Origin of the sequence: Mycolicibacter sinensis, from assembly GCF_001673565.1 — a bacterium.
GTDB lineage: Bacteria > Actinomycetota > Actinomycetes > Mycobacteriales > Mycobacteriaceae > Mycobacterium > Mycobacterium sinense_C.
This window is the reverse complement of the sequence record NZ_LZMF01000137.1, coordinates 63,226-83,075: the sequence shown is the minus strand read 5'-3', so window position 1 is coordinate 83,075 and position 19,850 is coordinate 63,226. Positions and strand designations below refer to the sequence as shown.

The window sequence follows — 19,850 nt, the reverse complement described above, 5'->3', positions numbered from 1 at the left end:
ACCCACTCCGACTGGGTAGGCAACCTTTATCTGCGGCGATATCCAGCGCAGGCTTCGCGTCGCCGCGTCAGGTCACGGTCAAAAGCGTGTGGTCCAGATCCGACAACACCTCGCCCGGCAACCTGCCGGTGAAAGCCGCCAGGAATCGGGCCGCCAGGTCGCGGACCTTGATGTTGGTCTCCTGCGACCGCCACACCAGGATGTCGAAGGCCCGCGCGGCGGAGATGCCGTAGGCGACCATCAGCACACCCTTGGCCTGCTCGATGACCGCGCGCGACTCGGCGACCTCGGAGACCACGGCGCTGACGTCGGCTTGCAGCACATCGGTGACGTCGACATAGAAGCCGGCCGTACCGGTCAACACGCCGTCGTCGTCGAGCATCCGGTCGCCGACCACGATCACCCAGTGCACCTGCCCGGCGGTGTCGACGATGCGGTGCCGGCTGCTGAACGGCTCGCCCTGCACGACCCGATCCAGCACCTCGGCGACCTGGGGGCGGTCTTCGGGGTGCTTGTGCTGCAGCAGCAACTCGGTGTTGGGCTCCACCGTGCCCGGCTCATAGCCGTGCATCCGGGCCACCGTGTCCGACCATTCCCAGCGCTGCTCGCCGAGAAAGTACCGAAATCGGCCGACCCGCTGCGGCTCGCCGTGGCCTACGACGAGGTCGAGGTCACTGTGGACCTCGTCGTCATCGCCTATCGGCGCCGTGAACTGAGCGTTGACATCCCCGACCACACATACCCGCTTTCTCGTACCCACACAGTATGAGCTGATTCCACCGGCCGGCGGGGCAAACCGCGGTCAGGAATCGCAGGAATGAATGCACGGACGATCCGGACCGGCGCTACTTCCTGAACGCCCGAGCTTCGTAACTATCCACAATCTAGCTACTCCGCGCAACTGCGTTGGTGTTTTGCCCACGGCGCCGTCGGGTACGCGCTGGGACACGGGCGGTGTTGTTCGAGCAAACGGACCGCCGCTCGGCACGACTCGACGGAAAGGAGTCTGAAGTGAAGCTCTCAACGACTGCGGCCAAGACGGCCGCCGGTGCAGCCGGAATCGCCGCACTGAGTGTTTTCGCCGCGACCACCGCCATGGCCGAGCCGGCGATCCAACCGTTCGGTACGCCCGAACAGCTCCACGACGGAGCGATGGCAACGTCGTACACGGTCAGCAACCTGGGACCGGCCAACGTGGTGATTCCCGGGTACCAGCCCCACGGCAAGCTGTATCAGGCCGACGTGACCGCGCGTGCGGACCAGGGGACGGTGACACCGTTGGTGAACGACTTCAACGCCCGGGCCGCCAGCAGCGCCACCTACCGGGTGGTGAACAACGTGCCGGTGCCCGGCGGCATCCCGCCGACGCCGATCGCCCAGGGCGATCAGGCCCACGGCAAGATCTACTTCGACGTCACCGGCCCGGCGCCGGACGGAGTGGTCTACAACGACGGCGTTCAGGATGTGCTGATCTGGACGAGCAAGGCTTGACCCCGAGCCGCGATGGGCCCGATCTCGGTCGGGCCCATTTCGGCGTGCGCCCCGGCCGTGCGCTGAAGCGGGTTCTGATCACCGGCGGGGCCGGGTTTCTCGGCAGCCGGCTGTGCCTGGCGCTGCTCGGCGAAGGCGCGCAGCGGATCTGGTGCGTCGATGACCGGTCCACCGCGTCGGAAGCCAATCTTTCTGTAGTGCAGGGTCTTTCGGGTATCGAGTTTGTCGAGGCCGATATCTCGGACGGATTCGCCGACCCCGGGCGGTTCGGGGCGCTGGACGTGGTGTTTCATCTGGCCTCGGCGGCATCCCCGCCGGACTACTTGCGCATGCCGATAGCGACCCTGCGGGCCGGCGCGCAGGGCACCGCGGCCGCCCTCGTCGTCGCCGAGGCGTCCCGTGCCCGCTTCGTGCTGGCCTCCACCAGCGAGGTCTATGGCGATCCGCTGGTTCATCCGCAGCCCGAAACCTACTGGGGCAACGTGAATCCCATCGGATTGCGCAGTGTCTACGACGAAGCTAAGCGGTTCGCTGAAGCGCTGACTTTCGCCTACCGCCGGGCCCGGTCCGCCGATGTCGGGGTGGCCCGGATCTTCAACAGCTACGGCCCGGGAATGCGCCTGGATGACGGCCGGATGGTGCCGACGTTCTGCGGTCAGGCGTTGCGCGGCGAGCCGATCACGGTCGCCGGCAGCGGCCGGCAGACCCGGTCACTGTGCTACGTCGACGACACGGTTGCCGGGCTGATCGCGCTGGCCGCCTGCGACGTCACCGGCCCGGTCAACATCGGCAGTCCGCATGAGCTGACCGTGCTGGAAGTCGCCGAATTGATTCGCGAGCGCTCCGGCAGTGCCTCACCGATCCGGCATATCGCCGCGGCGGAAGACGACCCGCAGCGCCGCTGCCCCGACATCCGGCGTGCGCGCGAATCGCTGGGCTGGGCGCCCAAGGTCGGTGCTGCCGAAGGCCTGGATGCCACCATCGCCTGGTTCCGTCCCCAGATCGACGTCACCGCAACGGTTTAGCCGACCCTGTTCAACCGCCGTTTAGCAACGGTGCTGGTGGGTATCTCCTGTGCTAGCAAAGCGGTTCTCGCGGTCGGGGGGTGGTTCTGGTGCGGGTGCTTGGCGTCAACGCGGTCTTTCACGACCCGGCCGCCGCCCTGGTCGTCGACGGCCGGATCGTCGCGGCGGCCGAAGAGGAGCGGTTCACCCGGCGCAAGCACGGCAAGCAGGCGGTGGCGTTCTCTACCTGGGAACTGCCGGTGCGCGCCGCCCGGTGGTGTCTGGAGCAGGGCGGGATCGGGGCGGAAGACCTCGACGCGGTCGGCTACTCCTATGACCCCGCGCTGGCTGAGGCCGGTTCAGCCGAAGGCGAGGTGCTCGAAGGCCAGGACCGCGACTGGGAGCACCTGCGCACCATGTACGCCCGCCGGGCCCCGCTGTTTCTGGCCGCGGCACTGCCCGGCCTGGACCCCGGCGTGGTGCGGCACGTGCGGCACCACGTGGCGCACGCGGCATCGGCGGCGCTGGCGTCCCCGTTTCGCGACAGCGCCGTGCTGGTGGTCGACGGCCGCGGTGAGGCCACCTCGATGCTGGCCGGCGAGTACCGCGACCAGAAGCTGGATATCCTTGCCTCCCAAGCGTTACCGCATTCACTAGGCCTGCTCTACGAAGACCTCACCGAGCACCTCGGGTTCACCCGGTCCAGCGACGAGTACAAGGTGATGGCGATGGCCTCCTACGGCCGGCCCGTCTACGCCGAGGAGTTGCGCAAGCGGGTGTACTCCTGCCCGGACGGCACCTTTCGCACCCAGGGCGTCGACTTCGCCGAGCTCACCCGGCCCCGCCGCCGCGATGAGGACGGCCTGGACCCGGCGCACGCCGACCTGGCCTGCAGCGTGCAGCGGGTGGTCGAGCAGGTGCTGGCCGACACGGTGGCCTGGCTGGCGGCGCACACCAAGGCCGACAGTCTGTGCCTGGCCGGGGGAGTGGCGCTGAACTGCGTGGCCAACACCGCGTTGTTCAACCGGGGCGACTTCCGCGCGATCTGGGTGCAGCCGGCCGCCGGTGATTCCGGCACCGCGCTGGGGGCGGCACTGGCCGTGGCGGCTGAGCTGGGCGGTTCAGCGATCTCGCCGATGCCGTCGGCGTCGCTGGGCCGCTCGTTCACCGATGACGCGATCGCCGCCGCGCTGACCGACGCCGACATCCGGTATGAACGCCCCGACGATATCGCCGTCGCGGTCGGCGAAGTCCTGGCCGGTGACGGGATCGTCGGATGGTTCCAGGGCCGCTCCGAATTCGGTCCGCGGGCACTGGGCAACCGGTCGCTGCTGGCCGACCCCCGCCGCGCCGGCAACCTGGAGCGGCTCAACCGGGTCAAGGGCCGCGAACAGTTCCGCCCGGTCGCACCGATGGTGCTCGCCGAGTGGGCCGCCGAGATCTTCACCGGCGGCCCACTGCCCAGCCCGTACATGCTGTTCGTGCACGATGTCGTCGAGGCGTGGCGCGACCGCATTCCCGCGGTCACCCACGTCGACGGCACCGCGCGCATCCAGACCGTCGACACCGACCAGCCGCTGCTGCACGCGATGATCAGCGCGTTCGCCCAGCGCACCGGTGTGCCGGTGGTGGTCAACACCAGCTTCAACACCGCCGGGCGGCCGATGGTGGACAGCCCGCGCGACGCGCTGGAATGCTTCGGCAGCGCCCCGATCGACGCATTGGCGTTGGGGCCCTTCCTGATTCGGCGGCATGCGCAATGACACCGAGCTATGCGGTGGTGATCCCCACCATCGGGCGCCCGTCACTGAATCGGCTGCTGGTTGCGTTGTGCGGAGGCGATCGCCTGCCGGCCGGTGAGGTGATCATCGTCGACGACCGGCCGGGACCGCCGCGGCCGCTGTGGCCCGAGGCAGGTTTTCTGCCGGTCACCGTGCTGCACTCCGGCGGGCGCGGGCCGGCCGCCGCCCGCAACGTCGGCTGGCGCGCGGCCCGGACGGACTGGATCTGCTTCCTCGACGACGACGTGGAGACCGGCGAGAACTGGTGCACCCGCCTGGAAGCCGACCTGCGGGCCGCCGGCCCCGAGGTGGTCGGATCCCAGGCCAGGATCGTGGTGCCGGCGCCGGCGGATCGCCGCCCGTCCGACGACGAACGGCGCACCCTGCGCCTGGACGGCGCCCGATGGATCACCGCCGACATGGCCTACCGGCGCGACGCGCTGGTGGCCTGCGGCGGCTTCGATGAGCGTTTCCCGCGGGCCTACCGCGAGGACGCCGACATCGCCTTGCGGCTCACCCGGGCCGGGGGCCGAATCACCGTCGGCAGCCGTGAATCGGTGCATCCGATTCCCGCGCGCAGCAGCCTATGGGGCAGCGTCGCGGCGCAGCGCGGCAATCGTGATGACGCGCTGATGCGCCGCAAGCACGGCCGCGGGTGGCGCAGCGCGATCGGCGAGGGACGCGGACGACTGCCGCTGCACGTGATCAGCTGCGGTGCCGGGCTGCTCGCGGTGCTGGGCATGCTCACCGGCCGGCGCTCGATGCTGCGGGCCGGGGCATGGGGCTGGCTGGGGCTCACGGCAGAATTCGCGCTGCGCCGGATCGCCGCCGGGCCCCGAGGTGGCCGCGAGATCGCGGCGATGGTGGTGAGCAGTGCGCTGATTCCGCCCGTCGCGGTGACCTACCGGATCCGCGGCGCTCTGCGGTTCCGCAATGCGCTGGCCGAACCGCCGCTGGCGGTGCTGCTGGACCGCGACGACACCCTGATTCAGGACGGCCCGTACCTGGCCGATCCGGACGGGGTGGTTCCGCTGCCGCACGCCCGTCGCGCGTTGGCGCGGCTGCGCCGGCATGGTCTGCGGCTGGCGGTGGTGAGCAATCAATCGGGGGTGGCCAAAGGCTTGATCAGCCCCGAGCAGTTGGCCGCGGTCAACTCCCGGGTGGACGAACTGCTCGGGCCGTTCGACAGCTGGCAGGTCTGCCAGCACGACGACGGCGACGGCTGCGGCTGCCGCAAACCGGCTCCCGGCCTGGTCGCGGCGGCCGCCGACGCGTTGGACGTGCAGCCCAGTCGCTGCGTGATGATCGGCGACACCGGCGGCGATGTGGCCGCCGCGCTGGCTGCGCAGGCCGACGCCATCCTGGTGCCGACCGGGCGCACCCGGACCGCCGAGATCGCCGACGCGCGTGCCACTGCCGCGGTGGCTCGCTCCCTGAATGCGGCGGTGTCGCTGGTGCTCAAGGGGATTCGATGAGCACCGCGGTGGTCGCGCGGCTCGACAGTCTCGGCGACGTGCTGATCAGCGGCCCGGCGGTGCGTGCCGTCGCCGCGGCCCACGACCGGGTGGTGTTTCTTGCCGGCCCGCGCGGCGCCGTCGCCGCCGAGCTGCTGCCCGGGGTGGACCGGGTGGTGCGGTGGCGTGCCGGCTGGGTGGACTTCGACGCCGGTCCGGTGACCGCGGCGGCGGTGACCGAACTGATCGGCTTGCTGGCGGCCGAACGGCCTGACGCACTGCTGATTCTCACCTCGTTTCACCAGTCGCCGCTGCCGCTGGCGCTGATCGGCCGGATGGCGGGCGTGCGCTGGATCGGCGCGATCTGCGCCGACTACCCCGGCACCCTGCTGGACCTTCGCCACCCCGACCCCGGTGACATCCCCGAACCGCTGCGGGCCCTGTCGCTGGCCCGGGCCGCCGGCTGGCGGTTGCCGCCCGGCGACGACGGGCGGCTGCGGGTCAAGGGATTACCGCCGCTGCCCGGGCCGCTGCGCGCGGCGCTCGGCGGCGGCTACGTGGCGTTCCATCCCGGAGCCGCGGTGCCGGCGCGCCAGCCCCCGGCGGGCAAATCCGCCGAGCTGGTGCGCGCGCTGGCGCGGACCGGTCATCACGTCGTCGTCACCGGCTCCGCCGCCGAGCGGGAGCTCACCGCGACCGTCGCCGGTGAGATGGCAACCGACCTGGGCGGGCGCACCACGCTGGCCGAACTCGGTGCGGTGTTCGCCGGTGCCCGGGCGGTGGTGGCGCCCAACACCGGACCGGCGCACCTCGCCGCGGCGGTCGGGGCGCCGATCGTCTCGCTGTTCGCGCCGGTGGTGCCCGCCGAGCGCTGGAGTCCCTACGGCGTCCCGGTAGTGCTGTGCGGCGATCAGAGTGCGCCGTGCCGCGGCAGCCGGGCCCGAAACTGTCCCGTCGCGGGCCATCCCTGTCTGGACGGCATCGCCGCCGGTGACGTGGTGGCGGCCGTGGCCGAAATCGGAAGTCCCCGAAACGGAAGAGGTGCGGCATGATCGCACGGCATATGACCGAGCTGGAGCGAGCGATCGCCCGGGTACGCCCGGCGGCCACCCAGCTGTCGGATTGGGGGGCGCGGCTGGCCGAGGTGCTGACCGGCGGCGGCCGGCTGCTGGCCTGCGGCAATGGCGGCAGTGCAGCCGAGGCCCAGCATCTGACCGCGGAACTGGTGGGCCGCTTCCATCATGAACGAGAACCCCTGTCGGCCATCGCATTACACGCCGACACTTCGGCGTCCACCGCGATCGTCAACGACTACGGCGCCGAGGAGATGTTCGCTCGGGGGGTGCGTGCCCACGGGCGCCGCGGGGACGTGCTGATCTCGCTGTCCACCAGTGGCACCAGCCGCAACGTGTTGGCCGCGGTGAAGGCGGCGCAGGAGATCGGCGTGACCACCTGGTCGTTGACCGGGCCGGCGCCCAACCCGCTGCTGACGATGAGCGACGACGGCATCGGCGTGGAAGCCGATTCGACGGCCACCGTCCAAGAGATCCACCTGCTGCTGGTGCACAGCCTGTGCATGGCCGTGGACGCCGTGCTGCTCGACAGCGAACGGGTGCTGTGATGAAACCGCTTGTGGTGATAGGTGATTCGATGCTCGACGTCGATGTGGACGGCTCGGCCAGCCGCCTGTCCCCGGAGGCGCCGGTCCCGGTGGTCGACCCCGAGCGGATCTGGCAGCGGCCCGGCGGAGCCGGCCTGGCGGCGGTGCTGGCCGCCCGGGAGTATCCCGACGTCGTGCTGGTCACCGCCACCGCCGACGACGCCACCGGCCGTAGCCTGGCCAAGATCTTCGCCGACGACCACCCGGGCATCCGGGTGGTGGGGCTGCCACTGTGCGGCGGCACGCTCAGCAAGATCCGGATCCGGGCCGGCGGGCAATCGGTGGTGCGCCTCGACCACGGCGACGGCTATGCGGCCGACGAGCGACTGCCCGCCGAGATCGGCGAGCTGTTCGGCGAGGCCGCCGCGATCTGCGTCGCCGACTACGGCCACGGCGTTGCCTCCCACGAGAAGCTGCGTGTCGCGCTGACCGCCGCGGCGGCACACACGCCCGTGGTCTGGGACCCGCACCCGCGCGGAGCGGTGCCGATCCCGCGGTGTGCCCTGGTGACCCCGAACGACGCCGAAGCGAAGATTTTCGCACCCTCGGCCGGCGGCGGGCAGCGGGCCGACGCGCTGCGGCGAGCCTGGAGCGCGGGCGCCGTCAGCGTCACGCTGGGCGCCGGCGGGGCGCTGTTCGCCGACGCGCGGCACGCCGCCCACCACATCCACTCGCCCGGCACCGCCGCCGGCCGCAGCGATACCTGCGGTGCCGGAGACCGTTTCGCGGTAGCCGCCGCGCTGGCGCTGGCCGACGGCGCCGACGCGCTGACGGCCGCCACCGCCGCGGTGGCCGATGCTTCTCGCTTCGTGGCGACCGGCGGTGCGGCCGGAGTGTCCAGTGCCATGCCGATGCCGGGCGGGATCGAGCTGACCACCCCGGGCGGCGCGGTCACCGGGATGGCGGCGGTGACGGCGCTGGCCCATCGGGTCCGGCGGGCCGGCGGCACGCTGGTGGCAACCGGCGGGTGCTTCGACCTGCTCCACACCGGACATATCCGGTTGCTGCGCCGGGCACGCGACCTCGGCGATGCGCTGGTGGTGCTGATCAACTCCGACGATTCGGTGCGGGCGCTCAAAGGCGCCGGACGCCCGGTGGTGGCCGCCGAGGACCGCGCCCGGGTGCTGGCCGCGCTGGCCTGCGTGGACGGCGTGGCGATTTTCCATGAGACCTCGCCGACCACCGTGCTGGAGCGGCTGCGCCCCGACATCTGGGTCAAAGGTGGCGACTACGGCGGCGTGGAGCTGCCCGAGGCGGACACGGTGCGCCGCCACGGCGGCCAGGTGATGGTGCTTCCCACCATCCCGGGCTACTCGTCGTCGAAGCTGATCGCCGCCGCCCGCTGACCAAAAAGGAGAGGTGTGTGAGAGGGAAATGACAGCAGAGCTGGGCAACATCTTGATCGCCGGCGGTGCGTCCGGGCTGGGCGCGGCCACCGTCCGCGCGGTGCGGCGAGCCGGTGGGACACCGCTGGTGATCGACATCAACCCACCGGCCGAGAACCTGGGTGGTGGGGCCTACCGGTGCGCCGATCTCGCCGACACCGCGGCGGTCGAGGACGCCGTCGCCGATCTGGCCGGCACCGCCGACCAACCGTTGCGCGGGGTGTTCACGCCGGCGGGCATCGACAGCTGCGGGCGGCTGGATCGCGTCCCGGCCAAAGACTGGGAACGGGTGCTGCACGTCAACCTGTTGGGCACCGCCGCGGTGATCCGCGCCGCACTGCCATATCTCGACGCCGGGGGCGACGCCCGGATCGTCACCTGCGCATCGACGCTGGGCATCAAAGCGGTCAGCGACGCCACTGCCTACTGCGCATCCAAGTTCGGGGTGGTCGGCTTCACCCGGGCACTGGCCGCCGAACTCGCCGGTGAAGTCGGCGTAACCCTGCTCATCCCGGGCGGGATGACCACGCCGTTCTTCGACGGGCGCCCCGAGCAGTACAAGCCGCCGCCGGACGCCAAACTCAACGACCCCGACCAGGTGGCCGAGGCGGTGCTGTTCGCGCTGCGCCAGCCGGCCGGTAGCGAGATCCGGGAAATGGTGGTGTGCTCCAGCGAGGAAGCGTCGTGGCCGTAGCCAGCAGCGCCACCGTGCTGGTGCTGCGGGCGCTGGGAGTGGGCGACCTGCTCACCGGCGTGCCGGCGCTGCGCGGGCTGCGCCGGGCATACCCGTCGGCGCGGATCGTGCTGGCCACGCGCGAGCCGCTGGCACCGCTGGCGCTGTTGTGCGGCGCGGTGGACGAGGTGGTGCCGACCGCCGGCCTCGGTACGTTGCGGTGGTCCGGCCCGGCGCCGGAGGTGGCGGTCAACCTGCACGGGCGGGGCCCACAGAGCATCGCCGACCTGCTGCCCACCGGCGCGAAAACCGTGATCAGTCACGGAAACTGCGATCACCCGGCGGTGAGCGGGCCGCCCTGGCGCGACGACCTGCACGACGTGGACCGCTGGTGCATGCTGCTCGAATCCGCGGGAATCTCCTGCCGGACTGACGAACTCGGCATCGGCAGGCCACCGGGATATCCGCGCCGAGACGGTGTCGTGGTGATTCATCCCGGTGCCGCGGCGCCGGCGCGGCGCTGGCCTCCGGAGCGGTTCGCCGCCGTCGCCGCGGCGCTGAGCCGTGCCGGGCACCGGGTGGTGGTGACCGGCTCGGCCGCTGAACGTTCGCTGGCCGAGATCGTCGCCGCCTACGCCGGCTTGAGATCATCGTCGGTGCTCGCCGGTGAACTGGACCTGCTGGGCATGGTGGCGTTGATCAGCGACGCCCGGCTGCTGGTGTGCGGGGATACCGGCATCGGGCACGTCGCCACCGCCACCGGAACCGCCTCGGTGCTGCTGTTCGGCCCGACCCCACCGGCGCACTGGGGCCCGCGCGGCCCGGGCCCGCACGTCGCCATCTGGGCCGGTGACCGCGGCGACCCGCACGCCGATCGGCCGGATGCGGGACTGCTGCTGATCACCGCGGCGCGCGTCATCGCGGCGGCCCGAGACGTCCTCGCGGAATGCGCATGACGTCACGCGTCGGTGTCATCGGTGCCGGATATGTCGGCTTGACCAGCGCGGTGTGTCTGGCCGCCGACGGGGTGGACACGGTGTGCATCGACACCGACCGGCGCCGTGTCGCCCAGCTGCGCGCCGGATACGCCGAGATCGACGAACCGGGCATCGCCGAGTTGCTGCGCGCCGGGCTGGCGCACGAAACCTTGCGGGTCACCGGCGATTACCGCCTACTGGCCGACCGCGACGTCGTCTTCGTCTGCGTACCGACGCCCACCGGCGACAACGGCAACGCCGACCTGCGCGCCGTCGAACGCGCGGTGGCGCGCCTTGCCGACACGATGGCGCCGGGGTCGACGGTGGCGGTCAAATCCACTGTCCCGCCTGGCACCTGCCGCCGCCTCGGTGCGGCACTGGCGCCGGGGGCTATCCACGTCGTGGCCAACCCGGAGTTTCTCCGGGAGGGTTTCGCCGTCAAGGATTTTCAGCATCCTGACCGGGTGGTGATCGGAGCCGACGACGGCGCGGCGGCCGACGTGGTGGCGCAGCTGTACCCCGGGCAGTCGGTGTTGCGGATGAGCCAGGAGAGCGCGGAGCTGGCCAAGTACGCCAGCAACGCCTTCCTGGCGGTCAAACTGTCCTTCGTCAACTCGCTGGCCCAGCTTTCCAGCCGGGTCGGCGCCGATATCGCCGACATCGCCCGGTGCATGGGCGCCGACCCGCGGATCGGCCCACACTTCCTGCGGCCGGGCCCGGGCTGGGGCGGCTCGTGCCTGCCGAAGGACAGCGCGGCACTGGTGTGCACCGGCCGGGCGCACGGGGTGGAATTGCGGGAGATCGAATCCGCGCGGGCGACCAACGCCGCCCAGGTGCACCGGATCGCCGCCATGCTGCGGCAGCGGGCCGGCCGACCGCTGACCGAGCTGAAGGTCGCGGTGCTGGGTCTGACGTTCAAGGCCGGTACCAGCGACATCCGGGACTCCCCGGCGATCGCGGTCTGCGCCGGCCTGCAACGGGTCGGCGCCCAGGTGACCGCCTATGACCCGCGGCTGGAGATGATCGACACCGCACAGCTGCCGATCGCGGTCGCCGACGATCCCTACGTCGCCGCCAAGGATGCCGACGCGATCGTGGTGCTCACCGAATGGCCCGACTTCGCCGAGCTGGATTGGGAGGCGGTCGCCCGATGCGCCGCTGCCGGTGCCGTGGTCGTCGACACCCGCAACATCGTCGACCGCCATGCCGTGGGCGGGGCCCGGCTAGCCTGCCTGGGCAACGGAACGCCGGGCGGCTACTGACCCCGGTTGACGCCCAAAGCTCGGGGGTAAACACCCTCACGCGCCCGCGCCTGGCGGGCAAACATCCGGGGAGGAACATCATGGCCACGCGAAATCACATTTTGGTAGGGACGGCGCTCGCCGCGGCGGCGGTGGCCACGTACATCGTGGTGGCGACGACTCCGACCGCCCCCGCTGATCCGGCCACCCCGTCTCCGGCGGCCGCTTCGTCGACCACCATGACGCCGACGTCCTCCGGGCCGCAGACGACCCGCAAGCCGGCCGACGCCACACCCACTCCGGCCCACCCTGCGACAACCACGCCCTGATTCCCGCGGAAACCGCCAACCACGATTAGCCGCCGCCATGGCGGGTATGCCTGCCTCATGACAACCCTGGGGTATGCGTTGTCCTGCGAGGAGTTTCACCCCAACGACCTGGTCCGCCAGGCGGTCCGGGCTCAGCAGGCCGGTTTCGAGGCGCTGTGGATCTCCGATCATTTCCATCCCTGGACCGACGCCCAAGGCCAGAGCGCGTTCGTGTGGTCGGTAATCGGAGCGCTGTCGCAATCCTGCAGGCTGCCGATCACCACCGCGGTCACCTGCCCGATCGTGCGCACCCACCCGGCGGTGATCGCGCAGGCGGCGGCGACCAGCGCCGCGCTGCACGAGGGCCGCTTCGTCTTGGGCGTGGGCACCGGAGAGGCGCTGAACGAGCACATCACCGGCCGGCGCTGGCCACCGGCCGCGGTCCGGCGCGGCATGCTTGATGAGGCCGTGGCGGTGATCCGTGAGCTGTTCACCGGCGAACAGGTCAATCACCATGGGCGCTACTACACGGTGGAGAACGCCCGGCTCTACACGCTGCCGCCGGCGCCCACTCCGATCTACGTGTCTGGTTACGGACCGCACTCGGCGCGGCTGGCGGGCCGGATCGGCGACGGTTACCAGTGCAGCATGCCCGATGCCGCGCTGGTCTCGGAGTTCCACCATGCCGGCGGGATGGGCAAGCCCAGCCAGGCCGGGTTCAAGGTGTGCTACGCGGCGTCGAAAGAGGAGGGGGTGCGGACCGCGCACGAGTTGTGGCCCAGTGAGCAGCTACCCGGTGAACTGGGCCAGAACCTGCCCACCCCCACGCATTTCGAGCAGGCCTCGAGCCTGGTCACCACCGATGCGGTGGCACAGGCAGTGCCGGCCGGCCCGGACGCCAAACCGTATCTGGACCGGATAAAGGAATTCGCCGACGCCGGCTTCGACGAACTCTACGTTCAGCAGATCGGTCCGGACCAGGAGCAGTTCTTCACCTTCTGGGAGTCCGAGATCGCGCCGGAGCTGGCGGCGTGAGCGCAACCACGAAAGTGCCAGGCGCGCAGCGTTATCTACCCGACAAGCGGACGCTGGGCGCACTGCGGGATGCCGCCGCAGGGTGTCACGGCTGCGAGCTGTACCGCGACGCCACCCAGACCGTGTTCGGCGAAGGCCGCCGTGGCGCACCGCTGATGCTGGTCGGTGAACAGCCCGGCGATCAGGAGGACCGTCAGGGCCACCCCTTCGTCGGCCCGGCCGGCCGGCTGTTGGATCGTGCGATACACGACGCGGGAATCGACCCGGAGCTGATCTATGCGACCAACGCGGTCAAACATTTCAAGTTCACCCGCCGGGAGGGCAAACGCCGGATCCACCAGAAACCCGGCCGTACCGAGGTGGTGGCGTGCCGGCCCTGGCTGATCGCCGAGATCGAAGCGGTCCGGCCGCAACTGGTGGTCTGCCTGGGTGCCACCGCCGCGCAGTCGTTGCTGGGTACCGCATTCCGGATCTCCACCGGGCGCGGCAAGCTGCTGCGGCTGCCGGACGCGGCGGGAGGGCGCAGCCGGGCCCGGGTGCTGGCCACCGTGCATCCCTCGGCGGTGCTGCGGGACCGCACCGACCGGCAGGAGGCCTACCGCGCCTTCGTCGACGACCTGCTGGTGGCCGGCGCTGCTGTGACAGGAGAGAACAGGGCCGTGGTGTGACGGGCGGTGCCCGACAAGCGGCGTTTGGCAACGAGGGTGACGGGTAACCGTCAGCCCAGAGAAGGGAGCGCACAATGCCGAAAACCGCGGACTTCATCATCGACCGGTTACGCCAATGGGGGGTGCGCCGGATCTTCGGATATCCCGGCGACGGCATCCTCTCCATGCTCGGCGCACTTGACCGGGCCAACGGCGACCCGGAGCTGATCCAGCCCCGGCACGAGGAGATGGGCGCGTTCATGGCGACCGGGCACGCCAAGTTCACCGGCGAGCTCGGGTGTTGTCTGGCCACCTCCGGCGGCGGTGCGATCCACCTGCTCAACGGGCTCTACGACGCGAAACTCGACCACCAGCCGGTGGTCGCCATCGTCGGTCAACAGAAGCGGATGTCGCTGGGTGCGGCATTCCAGCAGGAGATCGACCCGATGTCGCTGTACAAGGACGTCTCATCCGACTTCATCCAAACCTGCATGGCGCCCGTACAAGCCAGGCACCTGGTGGACCGGGCGTGCAAGGTGGCACTGACAAATCGGACGGTGGCCACCATCATCCTGCCGGAGGACGTCGCCGAGGAAGACGCGGTGCCCTCGCCACCGCGGATGCACGGCGCGGTGTACAGCAGCGTCGGCTGGAGCCGGTCGCGGATGTTGCCGGCGAAGCCCGAACTGCAGAAGGCGGCCGACATTCTCAACGACGCCAAGAAGGTGGCGATCCTCATCGGCGCCGGCGCCGCCGACGCGTCAGACGAGGTGGTGCAGGTCGCCGAATTGCTGGGCGCCGGGGTGGCCAAGACCTCCTTGGGGCGGGCCTCGCTGCCCGATGATCTGCCCTATGTCACCGGCCCGATCGGGCTGCTCGGCTCCACGGCCAGCGAAGCGATGATGTCGGGGGCCGACACCTTGTTCATGATCGGCTCCAGCTTCCCCTATGCCGAGTGGTTGCCCAAGGAAGGGCAGTGCCGCGGAGTGGAGATCAACCACGACGGCCGGATGATAGGCGTGCGGTACCCGATGGACGCCAATCTGATCGGTGACTCCAAAGACACCTTGCAAGAGCTGATCCCGCTACTCAAGCGCAAAGACGACCGGTCCTGGCGCAAGAAGATCGAAGGCGAGGTGCAGGAGTGGTGGCGGGTGCTCGACAAGCGGGCTCACGACAAGGCGAACCCGCTCAACCCCGAACTGGTGGTGCACGAGCTGTCCAAGCGGCTGCCCGACAACTCCGTCATCACCACCGATGCCGGCTCGGTGGCCAACTGGTGGGCGCGGCATCTGCGGCTGCGGCCGGGGATGGCCGCCTCACTGGCCGGCAACCTCGCCACGATGGGGCCCGGCACGCCGTATGCGATCGCCGCCAAGCTGGCACATCCGGGTCGCCCGGTGATCGCTCTGGTGGGCGACGGGGTGTTCCAGATGAACGGCATGGCCGAGATGATCACCGTCAAGCGCTACAAGGAGCGGTTGTCCAAGGGCCCGTTGATCTTCTGCGTGTTCAACAACCAGGATCTCAACCAGGTCACCTTCGAGCAGCGCGCGATGGGCGGGGAGAAGAAATTCGAGGGCTCCCAATACATTCCGGATGTGCCGTACGCCGAGTTCGCCAAGCTGCTGGGCCTGACCGGTATCCGCTGCGATGACCCGAAGGACATCGGGAATGCCTGGGATCAGGCGCTGTCGGCCACCACCCCGGTGGTGCTGGAAGTGGTCGTCGACCCCGATGTCGCACCGGTGCCGCCGCAGATCCGGATGGACATCGCGAAGAACACCGCCAAGGCGATGATCAAGGATCCCGACCGGGTCAGCATCGCCACCAAGGGCGCCAAGCAGAAGATGCACGAGTTCACCGAGTCGGCCAAGCAGACGGTGCGGGACCTGCGCGACAAGGACGATTGATGGGCCTGCTCGGCCACCGGCACACCGAGCAGATTCCCGCCCGGCCGGACACCCGGTTCGTCGCCGGGATGGCGGCGGTCGACCGGGTCAACGTGATCGGCCTGGAAAAACAGTTGCGCCGTCACGTCGAAGGTGAGGTGCGCTTCGACGCCGGCACCAAGGCGATGTATGCCAATGACGCGTCGAACTACCGCCAGGTGCCGATCGGGGTGGTCGTGCCCAAGACCATCGAGGACGTGGTGCAGACCGTGCGGGCCTGCCACGGCTACCGAGCACCCCTGCTGTGCCGCGGTGGTGGGACCAGCCTGTCCGGGGAGACCGTCAACGTGGCGGTGGTCATCGACTTCTCCAAGTATCTGACCGAGATCGTCGACATCGACGCCGGCCGGCGGCTGTGCACCGTGCAGACCGGGGTGATCAACGAGCAACTCAACAAGACCACCGGCGAGTACGGGCTGGTGTTCGGACCGGATCCGTCGTCGCATTCGCGGTGCACGCTAGGTGGCAACATCGGCAACAACTCGTGCGGCGTGCACTCGATCCAGGCGCACCTGTACGGGCCCGGACCGCGCACCTCGGACAACACCCACGCCCTGGAGGTCATCACCTACGACGGCGCGCGGTTCTGGGTGGGCAACAACGAAGAGGGCAAGATCGACGCGATCATCGCCCAGGGCGGCCGCAAAGGCGAGATCTATGCGGCATTACGTGACCTGCGCGACAGGTACGCCGAGGACATCCGTCACGGCTACCCCGACGTCGACGAGCTACCGCGGCGGGTGTCGGGTTACAACCTCGACGAATTGTTGCCGGAGAAGGGTTTCAACGTCGCGCGCGCCCTGGTGGGCACCGAGAGCACCTGCGCGGTGGTGCTGAGCGCCACCGTGATGCTCACCCCGGCGATGCTGCACCGCAGCGTCGTGGTGGTGGCGTTCGACTCGATCGGCGACGCCGGCGACCTGGCGCCGGAGATCCTGGAGTTCAAACCGATCGGATGCGAGGCGGTGGACAAGCTGCTGGTGCACGACCAGGAGCTGACCGGGGTCAACCCCGAGGGCAGAGCGGCGCTGCCGCAGCCGGATTCGGCCGGGGCGTGGCTGATGGTGCAGTTCGGCTCCGATGACCCCCAGGACGCCTCGGCACAGGCGCAGCGATTCGCCGAGTGGTTGCAGAAGGCGAAGGGCTTCGACTCCGAGCGGATCGTGATGGCCCGCAGCAAGCAGGACGGCGGAAACAGCGCCGAGCTGTGGGCTATCCGAGAGGCGGGTCTGGGGTCGACGGCGTTCCCGGTGGACAGCGGCAATCACTGGCCCGGCTGGGAGGATTCGGCGGTGCCGCCGGCGCGGGTCGGGGACTACGTGCGAGACCTGCAGCGGCTCTACGCCGATCACGGGCTGCGCGGCGCCATGTACGGGCACCTGGGGGAGGGCTGCATCCACTCCCGGGTGAATTTCGATCTGCGCCACAAAGACGGGCTGGCCACCTACCGGCATTTCATGGAAGCCGCCGGCGATCTGGTGGCCTCCTACGGCGGATCCATGTCGGGTGAGCACGGGGACGGCCAGCAGCGCGCCGAGCTGCTCGGCAAGCAGTACGGCCCGCGACTGATCGAGGCGATGCGGGAATTCAAGTCGATCTGGGATCCGATGTGGAAGATGAACCCCGGCAAGGTCATCGACGCCTACCGGTTCGACGAGAACCTCAAGCTCGGCACCGACTACAACCCGCCGCGACCGGCGGTGAAGTTCGCCTATCCCGAGGATCACGGCGACTTCTCGCATGCCGCCTTGCGCTGCGTGGGGGTGGGTAAGTGCCGGGTGCCGGAGGCCAGTGGCACCATGTGTCCGAGCTATCAGGTCACCCGGGAGGAAAAGCACTCCACCCGGGGCCGCGCGCGGCTGCTGTTCGAGATGCTGCGCGGCGAGGTGATTCAAGACGGTTGGCAGTCCAGAGAAGTCGCCGACGCACTGGACCTATGCCTGGCCTGCAAGGGCTGCACCAACGACTGCCCGGTCAACGTCGACATCCCGACCTACAAGTCGGAGTTCCTCTACCACCACTACCGGTCGTGGCGCCGGTGGCGGCCCCGCTACGCCTACGCCTTCGGCTTCATCGATCAGGCCGTCCGGCTGGCCGCCAGGGTGCCGGAGCTGGCCAACTTCGCCACCCATACGCCGGTGCTCTCGCGCATCGCCAAATTCGCCGGTGGCATCGACCGGCAGCGGCCGCTGCCGTCGTTCGCGCCGATGAGCTTGCAGCAGTGGTTCTTCCGGCGTCCGGTCGTCAACTCCGGCGGACCACGGGTCATCCTGTTCCCCGACACCTTCAACAACCACCTGCACACCGATGTCGGTGTGGCCTGCGTGGAGGCCATCGAAGCGGCCGGCTGGCAGGTGATCATGCCGCGCGGTCACCTCTGCTGCGGACGCCCGCTGTATGACTACGGCTTCCTGGACATCGCGAAACGCTATCTGCTGGACGTGCTTTCCCAACTGCGCGACGAGATCCGGGATGACACACCGGTGGTCGGGATGGAGCCGAGCTGCCTGGCGGTGTTCAAAGACGAGCTGCCCAAGCTGCTTCCCTACGATGACGACGCCGAGCGGCTGGTGCGCAACAGTTATCACTTCGCGGAATTCTTCGCCAAGTTCGATATCGAGGTGCCGCAGACCTCCGGGATGCGGGCCCTGCTGTGGGGGCACTGCCATCAGCGGGCCACCGGCGGCGTCGACGCCGACCAGCAGGTGCTGCAGAAAATGGGTGTCGACGTCGAGCCGGTATCCGGGGGTTGCTGCGGGTTGGCCGGATCGTTCGGCTTCGAAGAGGGCAAGTACCAGATATCGATGGATTGCGGTGAGCAGGCGCTGTTTCCGGCCATCCGCAAGAATCCCGGCGCCACGGTGGTGGCCAACGGGTTCTCCTGCCAGACCCAGCTTTCCGACGCCCGCGCCGCCTCAGCGCTGCACCTGGGGCAGCTGATGGCCATGGCGCGGGAGTCAGCCGAGGTCGGCTCTGTCCGCCCGCCCGGGCGCCCGGCGCCCGGCACCTCGACGCGGGTCATCCGGACCGCCGGGCCGGTGGCCGCGGTCGCGGCTGGGATGGCGGCCGCTGCCGTCGGATTCAGGCGACGCGGAACTCGTCGAGGTCGGCCTGTTTGACGGTCAGCCCGTGCCCGGGCGAGGTGCGGTCCGGGCGTAGCACCCCGCCGGGCTCGGGGGTGATCACACCGTCGAAGGCCAGCCTTTCGATCCGCACATGGTCGTGGAAGTACTCCAGATGGCGCAGATGCCACAGCGCCGTGCCGACCTGAGCGCTGATCTGCGGCGCGCAGTGCAGCGACAGGTCGATGCCGCGGGCGTCGCAGAGCGCGCCGACTTTGAGCACACCGGTGATCCCGAGTGCGCGGGTGACGTCGGCCTGCAGGCAGTCGACCGCGCCGGCGGCCAGCATCTGCTCGAAATACGGTAGGTGGTAACCGTATTCGCCGGCGGTGATGTCCATCCCCGGCGGCCCGTTGCGGCTCAGCTGGTGCAGGCCCTCGAGATCATCGGAGCTGACCGGTTCCTCGAACCACCGCACGTCGAAATCGGCGTAGCGATGAGCCCACCACAGGGCCTGTTTGCGGTGGTAGGCGCCGTTGGCGTCGACGAACAACTCGATCCCGTCGCCGATCGCCGCGCGGGCCGCCGACACCCGGTTGGCGTCGGTATCCGGGTCGCGACCGACCTTCATCTTGACCCGGGGAATGCCGGCGTCGGCCCAGCCGCACAACTGCTCGCACAAGGTGTCGTTGTCGTAGGAGGTGAATCCGCCGCTGCCGTAGATCGGGGTGGTGTCGTGGACGGCGCCCAGGGTGATGACCAGCGGCTCGTCCAGCAGTCGCGCCCGTAGGTCCCACAGCGCGATGTCGACCGCGGCGATCGCCGAGGCGACCACGCCCGGCTTGCCCAGGTTGCGCACCGCGTGCTGCATTCCGGCCCACCGGGCCGGCGGCTGCAACGCGTCCTCGCCGGTGATGACGTCGGCCAGCTTGGCTTCCACCACGGTGGCCACCGCCGTTCCGCCGTAGGTGTAGCCGGTTCCGACGATTCCCCCGGCGCGGACGCTGACCAGCACGAATGTGGTCGAGTCCCAGGTCAGCGTGCCGTCGGACTCTGCGGAGTCGGTGGGGATCGAGTAGGCCGAGACCTCGACGGATTCGATCGGGATCGCGGTGGCTGCGCGCAAAGTCATGGCCGGTGACTACCCGCGAGGCGGAAGGGGTATGCCCGACGAACGGCC

At 69.9% G+C, this 19,850-nt stretch carries 17 protein-coding genes; 14 read left to right on the top strand and 3 right to left on the bottom strand.

What is annotated here, in order from left to right:
* Positions 1 to 67 precede the first annotated feature (67 nt).
* On the bottom strand, positions 68 to 736 hold the full coding sequence (locus A5648_RS20045) for a PAS and ANTAR domain-containing protein (protein WP_065026221.1): 669 nt from the start codon (positions 734 to 736) through the stop codon (positions 68 to 70).
* A gap of 275 nt (positions 737 to 1,011) precedes the next feature.
* On the opposite strand from A5648_RS20045, the gene A5648_RS20040 reads away from it, so the two are divergent.
* From A5648_RS20040 to A5648_RS19995, 10 genes are all read left to right on the top strand, one after another.
* Positions 1,012 to 1,491 carry an MPT63 family protein gene (locus A5648_RS20040; RefSeq protein ID WP_065026220.1) on the top strand — a complete coding sequence of 160 codons (480 nt, stop codon included), beginning with the start codon at positions 1,012 to 1,014 and terminating at the stop codon, positions 1,489 to 1,491.
* Entirely contained in the window at positions 1,488 to 2,516 is a 1,029-nt protein-coding gene (locus A5648_RS20035) for an NAD-dependent epimerase/dehydratase family protein (protein WP_234787489.1), read from the top strand. The genes A5648_RS20040 and A5648_RS20035 overlap by 4 nt, the downstream gene beginning before the upstream one ends.
* Before the next feature lie 89 nt (positions 2,517 to 2,605).
* Positions 2,606 to 4,258, top strand: coding sequence for a carbamoyltransferase family protein (locus A5648_RS20030; protein ID WP_065026286.1), 1,653 nt, complete (start codon positions 2,606 to 2,608; stop codon positions 4,256 to 4,258).
* A complete protein-coding gene (locus tag A5648_RS20025; protein WP_065026219.1) occupies positions 4,255 to 5,751 on the top strand; it encodes an HAD-IIIA family hydrolase in 1,497 nt (498 codons plus the stop codon). The genes A5648_RS20030 and A5648_RS20025 overlap by 4 nt, the downstream gene beginning before the upstream one ends.
* Complete coding sequence (locus A5648_RS20020; protein ID WP_065026218.1) at positions 5,748 to 6,782, top strand: glycosyltransferase family 9 protein; 1,035 nt, start codon at positions 5,748 to 5,750, stop codon at positions 6,780 to 6,782. Before A5648_RS20025 ends, A5648_RS20020 begins: the two co-directional genes overlap by 4 nt.
* Positions 6,779 to 7,351 carry a D-sedoheptulose-7-phosphate isomerase gene (locus A5648_RS20015; protein ID WP_065026217.1) on the top strand — a complete coding sequence of 191 codons (573 nt, stop codon included), beginning with the start codon at positions 6,779 to 6,781 and terminating at the stop codon, positions 7,349 to 7,351. The genes A5648_RS20020 and A5648_RS20015 overlap by 4 nt, the downstream gene beginning before the upstream one ends.
* A complete protein-coding gene (locus A5648_RS20010) occupies positions 7,351 to 8,736 on the top strand; it encodes a PfkB family carbohydrate kinase (protein ID WP_065026216.1) in 1,386 nt (461 codons plus the stop codon). Before A5648_RS20015 ends, A5648_RS20010 begins: the two co-directional genes overlap by 1 nt.
* A gap of 28 nt (positions 8,737 to 8,764) precedes the next feature.
* On the top strand, positions 8,765 to 9,469 hold the full coding sequence (locus A5648_RS20005) for an SDR family oxidoreductase (protein WP_065026215.1): 705 nt from the start codon (positions 8,765 to 8,767) through the stop codon (positions 9,467 to 9,469).
* Positions 9,460 to 10,404, top strand: coding sequence for a glycosyltransferase family 9 protein (locus A5648_RS20000; RefSeq protein ID WP_065026214.1), 945 nt, complete (start codon positions 9,460 to 9,462; stop codon positions 10,402 to 10,404). Before A5648_RS20005 ends, A5648_RS20000 begins: the two co-directional genes overlap by 10 nt.
* The gene (locus A5648_RS19995) at positions 10,401 to 11,687 is read left to right on the top strand and encodes a UDP-glucose dehydrogenase family protein (protein WP_234787488.1); all 1,287 of its coding nucleotides are present in this window, start codon (positions 10,401 to 10,403) and stop codon (positions 11,685 to 11,687) included. Before A5648_RS20000 ends, A5648_RS19995 begins: the two co-directional genes overlap by 4 nt.
* Positions 11,688 to 11,781: 94 nt before the next feature.
* Here A5648_RS19995 and A5648_RS19990 read toward each other — a convergent pair whose 3' ends face one another.
* The gene (locus A5648_RS19990; protein WP_065026212.1) at positions 11,782 to 11,964 is read right to left on the bottom strand and encodes a hypothetical protein; all 183 of its coding nucleotides are present in this window, start codon (positions 11,962 to 11,964) and stop codon (positions 11,782 to 11,784) included.
* Between the two features lie 88 nt (positions 11,965 to 12,052).
* On the opposite strand from A5648_RS19990, the gene A5648_RS19985 reads away from it, so the two are divergent.
* The 4 genes from A5648_RS19985 to A5648_RS19970 all read left to right on the top strand — a co-directional run bounded on the left by A5648_RS19985 (position 12,053) and on the right by A5648_RS19970 (position 18,727).
* Positions 12,053 to 13,009, top strand: coding sequence for a TIGR03557 family F420-dependent LLM class oxidoreductase (locus A5648_RS19985; RefSeq protein WP_065026211.1), 957 nt, complete (start codon positions 12,053 to 12,055; stop codon positions 13,007 to 13,009).
* Complete coding sequence (locus A5648_RS19980; protein ID WP_065026210.1) at positions 13,006 to 13,677, top strand: UdgX family uracil-DNA binding protein; 672 nt, start codon at positions 13,006 to 13,008, stop codon at positions 13,675 to 13,677. Before A5648_RS19985 ends, A5648_RS19980 begins: the two co-directional genes overlap by 4 nt.
* 74 nt (positions 13,678 to 13,751) lie before the next feature.
* Positions 13,752 to 15,569 carry a thiamine pyrophosphate-requiring protein gene (locus A5648_RS19975; protein WP_065026209.1) on the top strand — a complete coding sequence of 606 codons (1,818 nt, stop codon included), beginning with the start codon at positions 13,752 to 13,754 and terminating at the stop codon, positions 15,567 to 15,569.
* Positions 15,569 to 18,727 (top strand): FAD-binding and (Fe-S)-binding domain-containing protein, encoded by a 3,159-nt coding sequence (locus A5648_RS19970; protein ID WP_065026208.1) that lies wholly within the window; start codon positions 15,569 to 15,571, stop codon positions 18,725 to 18,727. Before A5648_RS19975 ends, A5648_RS19970 begins: the two co-directional genes overlap by 1 nt.
* Here the strand turns inward: A5648_RS19970 and A5648_RS19965 are convergent.
* Entirely contained in the window at positions 18,690 to 19,802 is a 1,113-nt protein-coding gene (locus tag A5648_RS19965; RefSeq protein ID WP_065026207.1) for an enolase C-terminal domain-like protein, read from the bottom strand. The two genes, A5648_RS19970 and A5648_RS19965, sit on opposite strands and share 38 nt — an antisense overlap.
* Positions 19,803 to 19,850: the final 48 nt, after the last annotated feature.

Excerpts from the sequence above, each read along its gene's own strand:
- A5648_RS20025 (WP_065026219.1), top strand. The coding sequence starts at position 4,255 with ATGACACCGAGCTATGCGGTGGTGATCCCCACCATCGGGCGCCCGTCA.
- A5648_RS20020 (WP_065026218.1), top strand. The coding sequence starts at position 5,748 with ATGAGCACCGCGGTGGTCGCGCGGCTCGACAGTCTCGGCGACGTGCTG.
- A5648_RS20015 (WP_065026217.1), top strand. The coding sequence starts at position 6,779 with ATGATCGCACGGCATATGACCGAGCTGGAGCGAGCGATCGCCCGGGTA.
- A5648_RS20010 (WP_065026216.1), top strand. The coding sequence starts at position 7,351 with ATGAAACCGCTTGTGGTGATAGGTGATTCGATGCTCGACGTCGATGTG.
- A5648_RS20005 (WP_065026215.1), top strand. The coding sequence starts at position 8,765 with ATGACAGCAGAGCTGGGCAACATCTTGATCGCCGGCGGTGCGTCCGGG.
- A5648_RS19995 (WP_234787488.1), top strand. The coding sequence starts at position 10,401 with ATGACGTCACGCGTCGGTGTCATCGGTGCCGGATATGTCGGCTTGACC.
- A5648_RS19985 (WP_065026211.1), top strand. The coding sequence starts at position 12,053 with ATGACAACCCTGGGGTATGCGTTGTCCTGCGAGGAGTTTCACCCCAAC.
- A5648_RS19975 (WP_065026209.1), top strand. The coding sequence starts at position 13,752 with ATGCCGAAAACCGCGGACTTCATCATCGACCGGTTACGCCAATGGGGG.
- A5648_RS19970 (WP_065026208.1), top strand. The coding sequence starts at position 15,569 with ATGGGCCTGCTCGGCCACCGGCACACCGAGCAGATTCCCGCCCGGCCG.
- A5648_RS19965 (WP_065026207.1), bottom strand. The coding sequence starts at position 19,802 with ATGACTTTGCGCGCAGCCACCGCGATCCCGATCGAATCCGTCGAGGTC.